Source organism: Pseudomonas delhiensis, from assembly GCF_900187975.1.
GTDB lineage: Bacteria > Pseudomonadota > Gammaproteobacteria > Pseudomonadales > Pseudomonadaceae > Pseudomonas > Pseudomonas delhiensis.
Window position 1 is genome coordinate 45208 of the sequence record NZ_FZPC01000021.1, and the last position, 17187, is coordinate 62394.

13 protein-coding genes and 1 pseudogene are annotated in these 17187 nt (G+C 67.5%); 7 read left to right on the top strand and 7 right to left on the bottom strand.

What is annotated here, in order from left to right; genetic code table 11:
- Window positions 1-3 precede the first annotated feature (3 nt).
- Entirely contained in the window at window positions 4-1956 is a 1953-nt protein-coding gene (gene lapD / locus CHC02_RS19240) for a cyclic di-GMP receptor LapD (RefSeq protein ID WP_089393048.1), read from the top strand.
- 90 nt (window positions 1957-2046) lie between these two features.
- Here the strand turns inward: lapD and CHC02_RS19245 are convergent, their stop codons facing one another.
- From CHC02_RS19245 to CHC02_RS19260, 4 genes are read right to left on the bottom strand one after another with little or no spacing between them, the layout of a single operon-like run.
- The gene (locus tag CHC02_RS19245) at window positions 2047-2811 is read right to left on the bottom strand and encodes an enoyl-CoA hydratase (protein WP_089393049.1); all 765 of its coding nucleotides are present in this window, start codon (window positions 2809-2811) and stop codon (window positions 2047-2049) included.
- A 23-nt stretch (window positions 2812-2834) separates the two neighbouring features.
- A complete protein-coding gene (locus CHC02_RS19250) occupies window positions 2835-4055 on the bottom strand; it encodes a CaiB/BaiF CoA transferase family protein (RefSeq protein ID WP_089393050.1) in 1221 nt (406 codons plus the stop codon).
- Window positions 4056-4076: 21 nt separating this feature from the next.
- A complete protein-coding gene (locus tag CHC02_RS19255) occupies window positions 4077-5441 on the bottom strand; it encodes an MFS transporter (protein WP_089393051.1) in 1365 nt (454 codons plus the stop codon).
- A 53-nt stretch (window positions 5442-5494) separates the two neighbouring features.
- Window positions 5495-5977 carry a MaoC family dehydratase gene (locus tag CHC02_RS19260; protein WP_089393052.1) on the bottom strand — a complete coding sequence of 161 codons (483 nt, stop codon included), beginning with the start codon at window positions 5975-5977 and terminating at the stop codon, window positions 5495-5497.
- A 242-nt stretch (window positions 5978-6219) separates the two neighbouring features.
- Here CHC02_RS19260 and CHC02_RS19265 point away from each other — a divergent pair, with 242 nt between their 5' ends.
- Window positions 6220-7095 (top strand): LysR family transcriptional regulator, encoded by an 876-nt coding sequence (locus CHC02_RS19265; protein WP_058072880.1) that lies wholly within the window; start codon window positions 6220-6222, stop codon window positions 7093-7095.
- Between the two features lie 133 nt (window positions 7096-7228).
- Window positions 7229-7464: pseudogene (locus tag CHC02_RS19270) on the top strand (EAL domain-containing protein); the annotation flags it as partial.
- 260 nt (window positions 7465-7724) lie between these two features.
- Here CHC02_RS19270 and CHC02_RS19275 read toward each other — a convergent pair.
- Together CHC02_RS19275 and pap are read right to left on the bottom strand one after the other, a co-directional pair.
- Window positions 7725-8057, bottom strand: a complete 333-nt coding sequence (locus CHC02_RS19275) for a tryptophan synthase subunit beta (RefSeq protein WP_089393053.1) — start codon at window positions 8055-8057, stop codon at window positions 7725-7727.
- 16 nt (window positions 8058-8073) lie between these two features.
- Complete coding sequence (gene pap / locus CHC02_RS19280; RefSeq protein WP_089393054.1) at window positions 8074-9564, bottom strand: polyphosphate:AMP phosphotransferase; 1491 nt, start codon at window positions 9562-9564, stop codon at window positions 8074-8076.
- 107 nt (window positions 9565-9671) lie between these two features.
- Between pap and mnmC the strand changes: the two genes are divergently transcribed.
- Complete coding sequence (gene mnmC / locus CHC02_RS19285; RefSeq protein WP_089393055.1) at window positions 9672-11630, top strand: bifunctional tRNA (5-methylaminomethyl-2-thiouridine)(34)-methyltransferase MnmC2/FAD-dependent 5-carboxymethylaminomethyl-2-thiouridine(34) oxidoreductase MnmC1; 1959 nt, start codon at window positions 9672-9674, stop codon at window positions 11628-11630.
- Between the two features lie 122 nt (window positions 11631-11752).
- On the opposite strand, the gene CHC02_RS19290 is transcribed toward mnmC, so the two are convergent.
- Window positions 11753-12223 carry a MarR family winged helix-turn-helix transcriptional regulator gene (locus CHC02_RS19290; RefSeq protein ID WP_089393056.1) on the bottom strand — a complete coding sequence of 157 codons (471 nt, stop codon included), beginning with the start codon at window positions 12221-12223 and terminating at the stop codon, window positions 11753-11755.
- Window positions 12224-12365: 142 nt separating this feature from the next.
- On the opposite strand from CHC02_RS19290, the gene CHC02_RS19295 reads away from it, so the two are divergent.
- The 3 genes from CHC02_RS19295 (at window position 12366) to CHC02_RS19305 (ending at window position 17168) form a co-directional block, all read left to right on the top strand.
- Window positions 12366-14135: an N-acetylglutaminylglutamine amidotransferase gene (locus CHC02_RS19295; RefSeq protein WP_089393057.1), complete on the top strand. Its 1770-nt coding sequence runs from the start codon at window positions 12366-12368 to the stop codon at window positions 14133-14135.
- 61 nt (window positions 14136-14196) lie between these two features.
- Entirely contained in the window at window positions 14197-15969 is a 1773-nt protein-coding gene (gene ngg / locus CHC02_RS19300; RefSeq protein ID WP_089393058.1) for an N-acetylglutaminylglutamine synthetase, read from the top strand.
- Complete coding sequence (locus CHC02_RS19305; protein WP_089393059.1) at window positions 15966-17168, top strand: osmoprotectant NAGGN system M42 family peptidase; 1203 nt, start codon at window positions 15966-15968, stop codon at window positions 17166-17168. The genes ngg and CHC02_RS19305 overlap by 4 nt, the downstream gene beginning before the upstream one ends.
- Window positions 17169-17187 lie beyond the last annotated feature (19 nt).

Genomic DNA, 17187 nt, shown 5'->3' on the forward strand with positions numbered 1-17187 from the left:
TGCATGTCGCTACTCAAGCAACTCTTCCTGGCCATCTGCCTGTTCCTGGTGGTGGCCTTCGCCGGCAGCTTCGCCACCAGCCTGGAGAGTTCCCGCGAGCAGCTGATCAGCCAGTTGCGCTCCCACGCCCAGGACGCCGCCACCGCCCTGGGGCTGTCGCTGACGCCCCACGTCGACGACCCGGCGATGATCGAGCTGATGGTCAGCTCCATCTTCGACAGCGGCTACTTCGCCAGCATCCGCGTGGTGCGCATCGCCGACGGCCAGGTGCTGGTGGAACGCAGGGCCGCCCCCGGCAACGGCGAGGTGCCCGGCTGGTTCGCCCGCCTGGTGGACCTCAAGGCCGAGGGCGGCGACGCCCTGATCATGCGCGGCTGGGAACAGGCGGCGCGGGTCGAGGTGGTCAGCCACCCGCAGTTCGCCCTGGCGCGGCTGTGGGACGGCGCCCTGGGCAGCCTGGCCTGGCTGCTCGGCTGCGGGGTGGTCAGCGCGATCCTCGGCGGCTGGCTGCTGCGCACCCAGCTGCGCCCGCTGGACCAGATGGTGCAGCAGGCACGGGCCATCACCCGCCGCGAATTCCTCACCCTGCCCCGCGAGCCGCGCACCCCGGAGCTGCGCCGGGTGGTGCAGGCGATGAACCAGATGGTCGAGAAGCTCAAGGCGCTGTTCGCCGAGGAAGCCTCGCGCAGCGAGAAGCTGCGCGAGGAGGCCTACCAGGACAGCCTCTCCGGCCTGGCCAACCGCCGGCTGTTCGACGCCCGCCTGGAAGCCCAGCTGACGCCCGGCGAGCAGAGCGCCGCCGGCTACCTGCTGCTGCTGCGCCTGAACGACCTGGCCGGGCTCAACCAGCGCCTGGGCGGCCAGCGCACCGATGCGCTGATCCGCGAGGTGGCCGGCCTGCTGCAGGGCGCCCAGGCCCAGCATGGCAAGCCCGACTGGCTGGCGGCGCGCAGCCGCGGCGGCGAGTTCACCCTGCTCGCCCCGGGGCTGGACGGCAGCGGCGCCGAGCGCCTGGCCGAAGCCCTCAGCGACCAGTTGGAAAGCCTCCGGCGCACCGGCGCCAGCGACGCCCAGCCGGTGGCGCACCTGGGCCTGGCGGCCTTCCGCCCGGGCGAGGCGGCGGCCGGCGTCCTGGCCCGCGCCGACCAGGCCCTGGCCAGCGCCCAGGCCAGCGCCGAACGGCCGTGGCAGCGCCTCGACGAATCCAGCGGCCAGCCGGCCCAGGACAGCCACGCCTGGCACGCCTGGATCGACAGCGCGCTGCAGAAGAGCCAGCTGCAACTGTGGTTCCAGCCGGTACGCGGCTGCGCCGACGGCGCCCTGCTGCAGCGCAAGCTGCTGGCGCGCCTGCTCGATGCGCAGGGCCAGGCGGTGGCCGCCGGGCAGTTCCTGCCCTGGGTGGAACGCTTCGGCTGGGCGGCGCGCCTGGACCAGGCCATGCTCGAACACGCCCTGGCCCACCTGGCCCGGCACCCCGAGCCCGTGGCCCTGAGCCTGTCGGCCGCCAGCGTGCGCGAGCCCCGGGCGTTGCGGCAACTGCTCGATGCCATCGAGGCCAACCCGCAACAGGCCGCCCTGCTGACCCTGGAGCTGGACGAACGCTACCTGCCGCCGCCGGCCGAGCTGGAGCAGCTCGGCCAGGCCGTGCGCGAAACCGGCGCGAGCCTCGGCCTGCAGCACTTCGGCGGGCGCTTCAGCCTGATCGGCAACCTCACCCACCTGGGCCTGGCCTACCTCAAGCTCGACGGCAGCTACATCCGCGCCATCGACCAGGACCAGGCCAAGCGCCTGTTCATCGAGGCGGTGTTCCGCGCCACCAACAGCATCGACCTGCCGCTGATCGCGGAGATGGTGGAAAGCGAGGGGGAACTGCGGGTATTGCGCGAGATGGGGATCAAGGGGGCCATGGGCCGCCTGGTCGGCGCGCCGGCGCCGTGGGACGAACAACCGTCCTGAATCAGTGCAGGAGGTGCCCACGGCGCACAGGATCGAAGCTCCGAGTGCCAGGCTAGCAGGCGTCTGAACCCGTTGGCGGACAGCCCCGACTCAGCCCCGGCGCCTGGAAATGAACTCGCGCATCGATCGACTAGGCTCGCCAGTGTCGAAGGCGTCACCGAAGCACGGGATGCTGGAGTCGATGGCATCGCCCAGCGCGTACCCCTCCCAGTCATTCAGCAGACACTTCTGGGCAACCATCACCCCTGGCTGAATCTGCAGCAAGGGCTCCAGCACACGCTCCACCGCCTGGTCCAGTTCGGCGTCGTCGGCCAGGTCCGTGACCAGCCCCCACGCCAGGGCCGTCTGCGCGTCGATCGCTTCCGCCGACAGCATGAGCCAGCGCGCCCGCCCACTGCCAATCAGCGCAGGCAGCAAAGCCGCATGGATCACCGAAGGAATGCCCATCCTGACCTCCGGCATGGCGAAGCGAGCATTGCCCGCGGCCACCCGTATGTCGCAGGCCGCGGCGACTTCGAGCCCTCCTCCCAGGCACCAACCCTGGACTCTCGCCACCACGGGAACCCTGCACTGCCTCAAGGCAATGCACAGGTCGCGCAGGGAGGAAATGAAGCGCCTCCCCTCCTGCGCGTCGAAATCCACCATTTCCTTTATGTCGGCGCCGCCGATGAAGGCCTTGCTACCCGATGTGCTCAAGACCACTACCCGAACGGCTTCGTTCGACGAGATGGCATTCAAGGCCGCGAGTACGTCGCTTACCACTTCGGTACCGAGAATGTTCAATGGGCCTGCATTCCTGATGCAGAGCACTGCAACGCCTCGTGAGTCGATGGAGAGGCTGACGTGATGGTTCATTGGCTGATTCCCTTTGCTGGTCATCAATCGCCGGCAACGATTCCGGCGTTCTTCAGCGCGTCGATCCGTGCCTTGTCGAAGCGCAGTTCGGAGAGTATTTCGCTGGTGTGCTCGCCAAGCATCGGCGGTGCCCTTCCGGCACTCACGTCCCCGGCCAGCAGCGGATTCCTGACGCAGGGAATGTCGCCTGCGCGGGGATGCCGAAGCATCTGGCGAACGAGGCGATGCCTGACCTGCGCATCATCGAATGCCTGCTGCAACGTATTGATGGGCCCCCAGGGAATACCGGCGCCATCGAGAACTTCCTTCCAGGCCGAGCGGGTCTTCCTCGCCAGGAGCACGGCGACCGCCTCGCGCAACGCCGGCCTGTTGTGCAGGCGCTGCTCGTTGCTGGCGAACCTGGCATCGCTGGCAAGACCAGGCTCGCCCGCCAGAGCACAGAACCTGGTGAACTGTTGATCATTGCCGATCGCCAGGATCAGATGGCCATCGGCGCAGGCGAATACTTCGTAGGGAGCCAGGTTCGCATGGGTGTTCCCCATGCGCTCGGGCACCCGCCCGGAAATCAGGTAGCCAAGGTTATGGTTCGCATTGATGGCGATGGCAACGTCTGAGAGAGCGAGATCGACGTACCGACCGCTGCCGGTGCGAACCCGCTCGATCAACGCCGCCAGGACTGCGGCCGTTGCGTACATTCCGGTGCTCAGGTCGATGATGGATGCGCCGGTGCGCAAAGGCCCCGCCCCGGGTTCCCCGTCGGGATGCCCGGTATAGCTCATGAGCCCGCCGAAGCCCTGGAAGATGTAGTCGTAGCCGGGGCGCCCCGCCATCGGCCCGGTCTGGCCGAAACCGGTGATCGACACGTAGATCAGGCCCGGATTGCCATCGCTCAGGCTTTCATAGTCGAGGCCATGCCTGGCCAGCGATCCGGACTTGTAGTTCTCGATCACGACGTCGGCCTGCCTGGCCAGTCGCCGGACCACCTCGGCCCCCTCGGGCCGGGAGAAATCGATGGCGATGGAACGCTTGCCCCTGTTGCAGCTGAGGAAATAGGCGGACAGCCGCTCCTCGCCATCGGCCACCTCAAGGTAATGAGGCCCCCAGTCCCTACTGTCGTCCCCGCCCCAGGGGCTTTCCACCTTGATCACATCGGCGCCCAGGTCCGCAAGGTTCTGGGTACACCAGGGGCCAGCGAGAATCCTCGAAAGATCGAGAATGCGGATACCTTCCAATGCAGTATTCATTTTGCTCACCTGTGCAATGACTCAGTGGCCCGTGTGCTTTTCGGCAGGCACTCGCTCGCGAAACCCGAAGACGATCAACAGTCCGGCCAGGATCTGGATGGCGGAGACCAGGTACAGGCCGACCACCATGCTGCCCGTGGCCTCCTTGAGGATTCCGAGAATCCAGGACGACAAGAGCCCGGAAATCTGCCCGAGGCTGCTGATGATCGCGATGCCCGCCGCAGCCGTGGTACGGGAGAAATAGCTGGGAGGAATGCTCCAGAACACGACGAAGGCGGCGTACTGACCGATCCCCACCAGCGTCAGGAAAACAGTGGCCGCCACCCAGTTGTCATGCATCGACGCGAGCATCAGGGAACCGATAGCGGTGATGCCCACGCTGCACATGAAATGCCAGCGCCTTTCTCCATGCCGGTCGGATCGGCGCCCCACGTAAACCATGGCGATAGCCCCCGCCAGGTTCGGGGCGATGGTCAGCAGGCCGATGGCGAACGCATTCTCGACGCCGGACTGCTTGATGATGGCGGGCCCCCAGACATTGAGGACACTCAGCGCCCAAGGGCTGAAAAAGTAGGCGACCGAGGCGATGAAGACCTTGGGGTCGGTGAGCAACTTGAGCAGCACGGCCTTGCCTCCATGCTGTTGCACCTTGCCTTGCTGGTCCCGTTCCAGGTTGGCCAATACCCGTCGCTTTTCGTCCTCGCTCAGCCATTTGGCGTCCATCGGGCCATCGCTGAGGTAGAAGAACGCCACGAAACCGATAATGACGGCGGGCAGGCCTTCGAGCAGGAACATCCACTGCCAGGACTTCATGACCGTGGAGCCTTCGAACAAATCCAATATGCCGCCGGAAACAGGGCCGCCAATGACCCCGGCTATGCACAGTCCCAGCATCAGCAACGAGGTGACACGCCCACGTCTGTTGGCCGGGAACCAGTAGGTCAGGTACAGGATCAAGCCCGGGAAGAACCCGGCCTCGGCGGCGCCCAGCAGGATACGCGCGATATAGAATTGCTCGGGAGAACTCACGAAGGCCGTTCCGGCCGAAACCAGCCCCCAAAGCACCATGATCCTCATCAAGGTGGTTCGGGCACCCAGCTTTTCCAGCAGAATATTGCTTGGAAGCTCGAAGGCTATGTATCCAAGATAAAAGATTCCGGCCCCCAGGCCGTAAGCGGCGTCGGACAGTCCGATATCATCCTTGAACCTCAGGTAGGCGAAGCTGACATTGGCCCGGTCGATATAACAGATGACGTAGGCCAACAGCAGAAAGGGGATCAGTCTCCAGGTAATCTTTCTGTACAGTAGTGTTTCTTCTGCTTCCGACGCCAGGTCCGCCGAAGTACTTCCTAAATTGCTTTTCGATAAAACTTCCAACTGGCTCATAGTGACTCCGTTCTTATTCTAATGTCACAGGAAAGAGCGCCACCCCGGTATAATTACGCGCGCTTGCGAAGCAGATATCTCTGCCTGCCGCGCAATACTTTCTCACTTCGCTGATTGACGATGCATGAGGCCATTTCCAGCACACCAGTCGTCCGGCCAGGAATCAGTTCGATAATTTCCAGCGAACTGTAGAGCGTGTCTCCCACATACACCGGCTTGAGAAACTCGCTGCTTTGCCCCAGGAATGCCTTCAGCGAATCTTCCACCATGTGCGGAAACAGCCCCGCGCCGGCGGCCGTCTGGATCGCAACCTGGAACCCGTGCGCCAGCATGTTCGGCATACCGTGCGCCCGGCAGTATTCGATATCGTAATGAACCGGATGATTATCGCCGCTGGCCAATTGAAAGGCCGCGAAAAGCGCATCGGTCATCGTTCGGGACGGAAGAATGAAACGCTCGCCTATTTCGAAATCCTCGAAATAGCGTTGCGCACAGATCCGATGACTCTCGCAGGGAAGATCAGGGGAAGAATGCATGTATCGTAGCCCTATTATTTTTGAAATAGAAACATCTCAAGGTCGGTACGACCACAACGACACAATCAGACTAGAGGCCTGCCGGGCTGGAAAACAGTTGAAATATTCGAAGGGGGTGATCGGGATATTGGAAGGGTATGCTCAGACTTAAAAAACAGACTTGCCGAAACTTCCGATGATGGTGAGGATATATTCGGCCAGGCGCCCCCTACCGACGACTCAATGCAAACCCCGAGGTGCCCATGCGATACGAGTTGACCGATCTACGACTGTTTCTCGCCATTGCCGAATCGGAAAGCCTCTCGATCGGAGCATCCAGCCGCTTCCTCTCCGCACCGTCGGCCAGCTACCGGCTCAAGAATCTGGAGCAGGCCCTGGGAACCACATTGTTCTTGAGAAGCGCCAAGGGCATGGCGCTAACGCCAGCCGGGCGCGTATTCCTGGACCATGTGCGTGGAATCCTCACGTCGGTCCAGCATATGGAAGGTGACCTGTCGCGCTTCTCCAATAACATCAGGGGGCAAATACGAATTGTCGCCAACAGCAGTTGCCTGGCCGGCCTGACCGCGCCACTTAGCCGCTATCTGGTCGCACATCCCAATATCAATGTGGAACTGGAGGAGCGGCTGAGCGAAGACATCGTTCTTGCCGTTACGGAAAATACGGCAGACATAGGCCTGCTGGCAGGCGAGGTCGATGTGATGGCGCTCGAGTCCAAGCCATACGGGCAGGATGAACTGATATTGATCACTGCGGTTTTCCACCCCCTGGCCAACGCACAGCAGGTCAGCCTTGCCACCGCACTGGATTCCGACTTCATCTGCCTGGATCGCCGCAGCAGCAACTTCCTGTTCCTCTCCAAGCTGGCGGGAAAACTGGGGAAACGCATCAATGCCCGGGTGAACGTGCAGAACTTCCCCACGCTGCTTCAACTGGTCGAGGAAAACGTAGGGGTCTCCATTGTGCCCCGCAGCATTGCCAGCACAGCCATCAGTGAACATCGAATTGCCGGAGTCTCTCTGGAGGAATCCTGGCGACATCGCAAGCAGTGGTTGGTGGCGAATAGCTTCTCGAACCTTCCGCACTATGTCAGAAGCTTCATCTCATACATGACGTAACGCTCGGAACGCGGCTCGCAAGACCATACGAGAGCACTGCATCTTTTGCAGTCGCTTCCGCGGCCATTGGGCTGCCTCGTCGCACACAATCTCGAAGGCGCGCCTGGTCGGGCCAAATCGGGACTGGCCATGCCATTGGGGCCTGGCCTACCTGAAGCTCGACGGCAGCTACATCCGCGCCATCGACCAGGACCAGGCCAAGCGCCTGTTCATCGAGGCGGTGTTCCGCGCCACCAACAGCATCGACCTGCCGCTGATCGCGGAGATGGTGGAAAGCGAGGGGGAACTGCGGGTATTGCGCGAGATGGGGATCAAGGGGCTATGGGGCGGTTGGTCGGGGCGCCGGCGCCGTGGGGGGAAGAGGGCTAGGGCGAATTCCCCCTGCGCTTGGGCGGCACCGTAGGGCGCATAACGCCTACGGCGTTATCCGCCATCGCCGTCCTGCACCGAGTCTCCGGCCGGCGGCGGATAACCGCGAACGGTTATTCGCCCTACGGTTTCAGCCCGGCAGGATGGGTTGAACGAAACCCATGCGGTCGTGGCAATGGGTATCGCTTCGCTCAACACCATCCTACGACGTGTAGGAACGGACTCCGTCCGCGATCGGCTCCGCCGGCCGCGCAGGGCCCTCAGAACAACCGCTCGTCTTCCTCTTCCACCAGGGCGCCCAGCCCATCCAGCCCGGCGCGGGTGGTGGCGCGGTCCTCCAGCTTGCGCCGGGCCGCCTCGGGCAGGTCGGTGTAGCGGATCAGCCCGCGGCTCACCAGCACGCCCACCAGGTCCTCGATCACCCGCACCAGCTCCAGGTCCGAGCGCTGCAGGGACTGCAGGCGCGCGTCCAGCGCCCCGCTCAGCCAGCCCAGCACTTCGGGGTCGTCGGCCGGCATGCCCTGGCCGCCGGCGAAGGGTTCGCGTTCGACCCGCACCAGGCGGCCGTTCTCATCGCGTTGCACGTAGACCATCGCCGCCTCGCCTCCTTCACTTGTCCTTCCTGTACGCCGCCTCCAGCGCATCGTTGAGGGTGCGCAGCACCTTGACCCGGGCGAAGCGCTTGTCGTTGGCCTCGATCAGGGTCCAGGGCGCGATCTCGGTGCTGGTGCGGTCCACCATGTCGCCCACCGCGTCGACGTACTGGTCCCACTTGTCGCGGTTGCGCCAGTCTTCCTCGGTGATCTTGTAGCGCTTGAAGGGGATGCTCTCGCGCTCCTTGAAGCGCTGGTACTGGGTGTCCTTGTCGATGGCCAGCCAGAACTTCACCACCACTATGCCGAACTCCACCAGCTGCTCCTCGAAGTCGTTGATCTCCGAGTAGGCGCGCAGCCAGTCGGCCGGCGGGCAGAAGCCCTCGACGCGCTCCACCAGCACCCGGCCGTACCAGGAGCGGTCGAAGATGGTGAACTGCCGGCGCGCCGGCATGTGCCGCCAGAAGCGCCACAGGTACGGCTGGGCGCGTTCTTCCTCGGTGGGCGCGGCGATGGGCACGATGTGGTACTGGCGCGGGTCCAGGGCGTCGGTGACGCGGCGGATGGCGCCGCCCTTGCCGGCGGCGTCGTTGCCCTCGAACACGGCGACCAGCGAATGCTGGCGGAAGCGCTTGTCGCGGATCAGCGTGGCCAGGCGCGCCTGCTCCTGGGCCAGTTGGGTCTTGTACTGGTCCTTGCTCAGCGCCAGGCTCAGGTCGAGGCTGTCGAGCAGGCCACGGTTGTCCAGGCTGGCCACCAGCGGCGCGGCGTGGGGCTGGCGGCGGGGCCGGTCCTTGACGTCGAGCGCCGCCTGCAGGCCTTCGAGGATGGTGCGGCCGATGGTCAGGCTGCGGTAGCGCTCGTCCACGCCCTCGACTATGTACCAGGGCGCATAGTCGCGGCTGGTGCGGCGCAGCACGCGCTCGCCGTAGCGCACGAACTTGTCGTAGACCTCGCTCTGCAGCCAGTCGATCTCGCTCAGTTGCCAGGAACGCTGCGGGTCCTTCTCCAGGGCCTTCAGGCGCTCCTTGAGCTGCTTCTTGGACAGGTGGAACCAGAACTTGAAGATCAGCGCGCCCTCGTCGCAGAGCATGCGCTCGAAACGCTCGGCGGCGTCGATGGCCACGTCCAGGCGGCTGTCCTTGATGTCGCCGTTGACCCGCGCGTGGAGCATCTGGCTGTACCAGTTGCCGAAGAAGATCGCGGTGCGCCCTTTTGGCGGCAGGCGCCGCCAGAAGCGCCACTGCGGCGGGCGCGAAAGCTCCTCGTCGGTGGGCCAGAGGAAGCTGTCCACCTGGATCAGCCGCGGGTCCATCCATTCGTTGAGCAGCTTGACCGTCTCGCCCTTGCCGGCCCCCTCGATGCCGTTGATCAGGATGATCACCGGGAACCGCGCCTGCCGCTTGAGCTCGTACTGGGCCTCCAGCAGGGCTTCGCGCAGCTCCGTGACTTCCCTCTCGTAGGTTTCCTTGTCGATGGAATGGCCGATCTCGGCGGATTCGAACATGCACTGCCTCCTGACTGCGGGTTGCATTGAAGGTAGCGGATGTGACGCAGACTGTCTGCGCGAGGGATCGGCTAAAATGCGCGCTTCGCTTTACTGCCGGTACGCCCATGTCCGATATCCACAGCGCCCAGCTCGACTGGGACGACAACGGCCAGCCCCTGTCGCGCGCCTACGGCGACGTGTACTTCTCCCGCGCCTCGGGCCTTGCGGAAACCCACCACGTGTTCCTCGACGGCAACCAGCTGCCGCGGCGCTTCGCCGCACTGCCGGCGGGCGGGCGCCTGTGCATCGGCGAGACCGGCTTCGGCACCGGCCTGAACTTCCTCTGCGCCTGGCGCCAGTTCGAGGCCCTGGCCCCGGCGGACGCGCGCCTGCATTTCGTCAGCGTGGAGAAATACCCGCTACGCCGCGACGACCTGCTGCGCGCCCTGGCCCTGTGGGACGAACTGCGGCCCTGGAGCGAGCAGCTGCTGGCGCAGTACCAGGCCATCCACCCCGGTTTCCAGCGCCTGGTATTCGCCGGTGGGCGGGTGGTGCTCACCCTGCTGGTGGGCGACGTGCTGGAAACCCTGCCGGAGCTGGACGCGCGCATCGACGCCTGGTTCCTCGACGGTTTCTCCCCGGCGAAGAACCCGGAGATGTGGACCGAGCCGCTGTTCGCCGAACTGGCGCGGCTGGCCGCCCCCGGCGCGACCCTCGCCACCTTCACCAGCGCCGGCTTCGTCCGCCGCGGGCTGATCGCCGCCGGCTTCGCCATGCAGCGGGTCAAGGGCTTCGGGCAGAAGCGCGAGATGCTGGCGGGCCAGTTCCAGGGCCAGCCGCAAGGCGCCGCCAGGCCCTGGTACGCGCGCCCGCCGGCGCCCGCGGGCGAGCGCCGTGCATTGGTGGTCGGCGGCGGCCTGGCCGGCTGCGCCACGGCCGCCAGCCTGGCCGCGCGCGGCTGGAAGGTGAGCCTGGTGGAACGCCATGGCGAGCTGGCCACAGAGGCCTCGGGCAACCCCCAGGGCGTGCTCTACCTCAAGCTCTCGGCCCACGGCACGGCGCTGTCGCGCCTGGTGCTGGCCGGCTTCGGCCATACCCGCCGGCTGCTGGAACGCCTGCGGCGCGGCCGCGACTGGGACGCCTGCGGCGTGCTGCAGCTGGCCTTCGACGAAGCCGAGGGCAAGCGCCAGGCGAAGCTGGCCGAGGCCTTCCCCGAGGACCTGCTGCAAGCCCTGTCGAAGGACGAAGCCGAGGCCCGCGCGGGCATCGCCCTGCCGGCTGGCGGGCTGTTCTTCCCCGAAGCCGGCTGGGCGCATCCACCGGCGCTGTGCCGGGCCCTGGCCGAACACCCGGACATCGAGCTGCTGAGCGGCCATGAAGTGCGCCTCGAGCGCGACGGCGGGCAGTGGCATGCCTGCAGCGGCGAGCGGCGCCTGGCCAGCGCGCCGGTCGCCATCCTCGCCACCGCCGCCGAGGTGCGCGCCTTCCCCGGCGCGGCCGGCCTGCCGCTCAAGCGCATCCGCGGGCAGATCAGCCGCCTGCCGGCCACCGCCGCCAGCGCGGCGCTGCGCACCGTGGTCTGCGCCGAGGGCTACGTCGCCCCGCCGCGCCTGGGCGAGCACACCCTGGGCGCCAGCTTCGACTTCCACAGCGACGACCTGCAGCCCACCGTCGCCGAGCACCAGGGCAACCTCGACCTGCTGCGGGAAATCTCCCCCGACCTGCTGCAGCGCCTGGGCCCGCAGGACCCGGCGGCCCTCGAAGGCCGCGCCGCGTTCCGCTGCACCACCCCGGACTACCTGCCGCTGATCGGCCCGCTGGCCGCGCGCGACGCCTTCGCCGAGGCCTACGCCGTGCTGGCCAAGGATGCCCGCCAGGTGCCGGCCACTCCCTGCCCCTGGCTCGACGGCCTGTACCTGAACAGCGCCCACGGCTCCCGCGGGCTGATCAGCGCGCCGCTGTCCGGCGAACTGCTGGCGGCCTGGCTGGACGACGAGCCGCTGCCCCTGCCCCGTGCCGTGGCCGAGGCCTGCCATCCCAACCGCTTCTTCCTGCGCGAGCTGGTGCGCGGCCAGAAGGCCTGAGCGACGGCGCCTCTGCGTCATGGTCGGGCCTGACGCAGGGCGCATAACGCCTACGGCGTTATCCGCCGTTTGACCGTGACCTTCGACGGCTCGGGGTTGAGCTGGGCATTGGCCGTGGCCCCTCACTCCTCTTCTTCCTCCTCCGGCAACTCGAACAGTTCCGCCGCCCGCAGCAGCCCCGCCAGCACCGAGTAGCGCTCCCACTCGGGCAGCTCGGCGAAGCGCGCCAGCACGTATTCCGGCAGCAGCGGCGGCGCCGACTGCAGCGCGTCGCGGCCGGCGTCTTCCAGCAGCAGCCACTGCTTGCGCCTGTCCTGCTCGTCGCGCCGGCGGGCCAGCAGGCCGCGGCTCTCCAGGCGGTCGAGGACGCCGGAGAGCGAGGCCTGGGACAGGCTCACGCGCTTGGCCAGGCGGCTGGCGGTGATCTCCCGCTCCACCAGCAGCACCTGCAGGATCAGCAGTTGCAGCGGCGTCAGCCCGCCGTAGCGGCCCAGGCGCTTGGCATGCACCTCGCTACCCTGCTGCAGCCGCCGCAGGGCCTGGAACATGGACAGCGCGTAGGCGTCCTCCGTGGACACATTCCTTTCAGCCATAATCAATTATCCGAACTCATCAGGCATTTTTTCATAAAAAAATCATAGAACTACTTTCACATGAAACAGTCTTTCTGTTAACACGAAAAAAGGGCCCCGGCCTGACCCCCCATTCATCCCCAACGGAGAACCGGTAAGGAAAATGTGCGGCATAGCAGGAGAACTACGTTTCGACGAGCAACCGGCCGACCTCGCGGCGGTCGAACGCATCACCCACCATCTCGCCCCCCGCGGCCCGGACGCCTGGGGGTTCCACAGCGAAGGGCCGGTGGCCCTCGGCCACCGCCGGCTGAAGATCATGGACCTGGCCGAAGCCTCCGGCCAGCCGATGATCGACACCACCCTGGGCCTGTCCCTGGTGTTCAACGGCGCCATCTACAACTACCCCGAGCTGCGCAAGGAACTGGAAGCGCTGGGCTACCGCTTCTTCTCCGGCGGCGACACCGAGGTGCTGCTCAAGGGATACCACGCCTGGGGCAAGGACCTGTTGCCCAGGCTCAATGGCATGTTCGCCTTCGCCATCTGGGAGCGTGACGCCCGCCGGCTGTTCATCGCCCGCGACCGCCTGGGCATCAAGCCGCTGTACCTCGCCCGCGACGGCCAGCGCCTGCGCTTCGCCTCCAGCCTGCCGGCGCTGCTGCAGGGCGGCGGCGTCGACACCCGCCTGGATGCCGAGGCGCTCAACCTCTACCTGAACTTCCACGCCGTGGTGCCCGCCCCGCGCACCCTCCTCAACGGCGTGCGCAAGCTGCCGCCGGCGACCTGGATGAGCATCGACGCCGACGGCCGCAGCGAGCAGCACTGCTGGTGGCGCCTGGAATACGGCTGCCGCGAGGACGAGCGCGAACTGCGCCTGGAGGACTGGGAAGACCGCGTGCTGGACAGCCTGCGCGAAGCCGTCGGCATCCGCCAGCGCGCGGCCCGCGAGGTGGGCGTGCTGCTCTCCGGCGGGGTGGACTCCAGCCTGCTGGTCGGCCTGCTGCACGAGGCCGGGGTGGAAGACCTGCTGACCTTCTCCATCGGCTTCGAGGACGCCGGCGGCGAGCGCGGCGACGAGTTCCACTACTCCGACCTCATCGCCCGCCGCTACGGCACGCGCCACCACCAGTTGCGCATCGCCGAGCACGAGGTGATCGAGCAGTTGCCGGCGGCCTTCCGCGCCATGAGCGAGCCCATGGTCAGCCACGACTGCATCGCCTTCTACCTGCTCGCCCGCGAGGTGTCGAAGCACTGCAAGGTGGTGCAGAGCGGCCAGGGCGCCGACGAGCTCTTCGCCGGCTACCACTGGTACCCGCCCATGGTCGGCGCCGCCTCGCCGCTGCACGCCTACCGCGAGGCCTTCTTCGACCGCAGCCATGGCGAATACGAAAACACCGTGCGCCCGGCCATGCGCGTGGAGGACGTGGCCCAGGCCTTCGTCGCCGAGCACTTCGCCATGCCCGGCGCCAGCGACGCGGTGGACAAGGCGCTGCGCCTGGACAGCACCATCATGCTGGTGGACGACCCGGTCAAGCGCGTCGACAACATGACCATGGCCTGGGGCCTGGAAGCCCGCGTGCCCTTCCTCGACTACCGCCTGGCCGAGCTCTCGGCGCGCATCCCGGCGCGCTTCAAGCTCGGCGACGGCGGCAAGCAGGTGCTCAAGGCCGCGGCGCGGCGGGTGATCCCGAGCGAGGTGATCGACCGGCCCAAGGGCTACTTCCCGGTGCCGGGGCTCAAACACCTGCAGGGCAACACCCGGGCCTGGGTCAGCGAGCTGCTGCTGGACCCCAGCCAGGACCGCGGCCTGTTCGAGCCGGCGCAGATCGACCGCCTGCTCGGCAGCCCGCAGGACGACCTCACCCCGTTGCGCGGCTCCAAGCTCTGGCAGCTGGCCGCCCTCAATCTCTGGCTGACCGAACAGGGAATCTGACCCAGCCAGCAGCGCGGGCCGCCGGCACCGTACCGGCGGCCCGCCCACCAGGGAGCGAACCATGAAAAGCCATTTCAACCTGCCCCATCCGCACAACCAGCGCCTGCTGCGCGGCCAGGTGCCGACCTACCAGCGCCTGCAGGCGCGCTTCGCCGAGGACCACGAGCAGCCCGGCTGCGAGCCCCACAGCCTGCACTGCGGCTGGGGCCGGCTGCTGATCGGGCACACCTTCGCCGAACCCGACGCGCTGGCCGCCGAGCTGCTCAACGAGCGCCCCGGCGAGCGCGACATCGCGCTCTACGTGGCGGCGCCGCAGCAGGTGCTGGCCCATGCCCCGCAGCAGCTGTTCCTCGACCCCTCCGACACCCTGCGCCTGTGGTTCACCGACTACCGGCCGGCGCACCGCTCCTTCCGCGGCTTCCGCATCCGCCGGGTGCACGGCGAGGACGACTGGGCGGCGGTCAACCGCCTGTACCTGGCGCGGGGCATGCTGCCGGTGGACGCCGAGCGGCTCACCCCGCACTACCAGGGCGGCCCCACCTATTGGCTGGCCGAGGACAGCGCCACCGGCAACGCCGTGGGCGCGGTCATGGGCCTGAACCACACCAAGGCCTTCCACGACCCCGAGCGCGGCTCCAGCCTCTGGTGCCTGGCGGTGGACCCGCAGTGCAGCCGCCCGGGCGTCGGCGAGGCGCTGGTGCGCCACCTGATCGAGCACTTCATGAGCCGCGAGCTGGCCTACCTCGACCTGTCGGTGCTGCACAGCAACCAGCAGGCGAAGGCGCTGTACCGCAAGCTCGGCTTCCGCGAGCTGGCGACCTTCGCCATCAAGCGCAAGAACGGCATCAACCAGCCGCTGTTCCTCGGCCCCGGCCCCGAGCAGGGCCTGAACCCCTACGCCCGGATCATCGTCGACGAGGCCCATCGCCGCGGCATCGAGGTGCAGGTGCAGGACGCCGCCGCCGGCCTCTTCAGCCTGACCCAGGGCGGCCGGCGCATCCGCTGCCGCGAGTCGCTGTGCGACCTGACCAGCGCGGTGAGCATGACCCTCTGCCAGGACAAGCGCCTGACCCACCGTGCCCTCGCCCGCGCCGGGCTGGAGCAGCCGCAGCAGCGCCTGGCCGGCGGCACCGGGGACAACGCCGCGTTCCTCGCCGAGCACGGAGCGCTGGTGGTCAAGCCGGTGGACGGCGAACAGGGCCAGGGCGTGGCGGTGAACCTGACGACGATCGAGGAGGTCGAGGTGGCCATCGAGCATGCCCGCCAGTTCGACGGCCGCGTGCTGCTGGAGAGCTACCACCCCGGCCTGGACCTGCGCGTGCTGGTGATCGGCTACGAAGTGGTGGCCGCGGCGGTGCGCCACCCGGCCACGGTGATCGGCGACGGCCGCCACAGCATCCGCCAGTTGATCGAGGCGCAGAGCCGCCGGCGCCAGGCCGCCACCGGCGGCGAAAGCCGCATCCCGCTGGACGGCGAGACCGAGCGCACCCTGCACGCCGCCGGCTTCGGCTACGACGACGTGCTGCCCGAAGGTCGCAGCCTGGCCGTGCGCGGCACCGCCAACCTGCACACCGGCGGCACCCTGGAAGACGTCACCGACAAGCTCCACCCGGCCCTGCGCGAGGCCGCCATCCGCGCCGCGCGGGCGCTGGAGATCCCGGTCACCGGGCTGGACCTGCTGGTGCCCGACGTGGAAGGCGAGGCCTACGTGATCATCGAGGCCAACGAGCGCCCGGGCCTGGCCAACCACGAGCCGCAACCCACCGCCGAGCGCTTCCTCGACCTGCTCTTCCCGCTCAGCCGCGACCCCCTGGAACGCGAGGTGCCCGCATGAGCCGACTGCCGCAACCGGACCTCAACTACCTGCAGCGGGTGCTGCTGGAGATGCTCGCCATCCCCAGCCCCACCGGCTTCACCGACACCATCGTGCGCTACGTGGCCGAGCGCCTGGAGGAGATCGGCATCCCCTTCGAGATGACCCGCCGCGGAACCATCCGCGCGACCCTCGCCGGCCGGCGCAACAGCCCGGACCGCGCGGTCTCGGCGCACCTGGACACCATCGGCGCCATCGTCCGCGAGATCAAGCCCAACGGCCGCCTGGCCCTGGCCCCGGTGGGCTGCTGGTCGAGCCGCTTCGCCGAGGGCAGCCGCGTCACCGTGTTCTGCGACAACGGCGTGCTGCGCGGCAGCGTGCTGCCGCTGATGGCCTCCGGGCACGCCTTCAACACCGCGGTGGACAGCCTGCCGATCAGCTGGGACCACGTCGAGCTGCGCCTGGACGCCTACAGCGTGAGCCCGGCCGACAGCGCCGCGCTGGGCGTGTCCATCGGCGACTTCGTGGCCTTCGACCCGCTGCCGGAGTTCACCGACAGCGGCCACATCAGCGCCCGCCACCTGGACGACAAGGCCGGCGTGGCGGCGCTGCTGGCGGCGCTCAAGGCGGTGGTGGAAAGCGGCCAGGAACCGCCCATCGACTGCCACCCGCTGTTCACCATCACCGAGGAGATCGGCTCCGGCGCGGCCGGCGCCCTGCCCTGGGACGTCAGCGAGTTCGTCGGCATCGACATCGCCCCGGTGGCCGAGGGGCAGAACTCCAGCGAGCACGCGGTGAGCGTGGCCCTGCAGGACTCCGGCGGCCCCTACGACTACCACCTCTCCCGGCACCTGCTGCGCCTGGCCGAGCGCCACGAGGTGGCGGTGCGCCGCGACCTGTTCCGCTACTACCACAGCGATGCCCAGTCGGCGATCGAGGCCGGCCACGACATCCGCACCGCCCTGCTGGCCTTCGGCTGCGACGCCACCCACGGCTACGAGCGCACCCACATCGACAGCCTGGCCAACCTGGCCCGGCTGCTCTGCGCCTACCTGCTCAGCCCGCCGGTGTTCGACAGCGACGCCGAGCCCCAGGAAGGCGCCATCGAGCGCTTCAGCAAGCAGCTGGAACACCCGGTGCACATGGAGAGCACCACCCACGTGCAACCGGTGGGCGAACTGCTGGACAACGGCAAGGACGACGAAAAGGGGCGCCACTGAGGCGCCCCGGGCTCGCCGG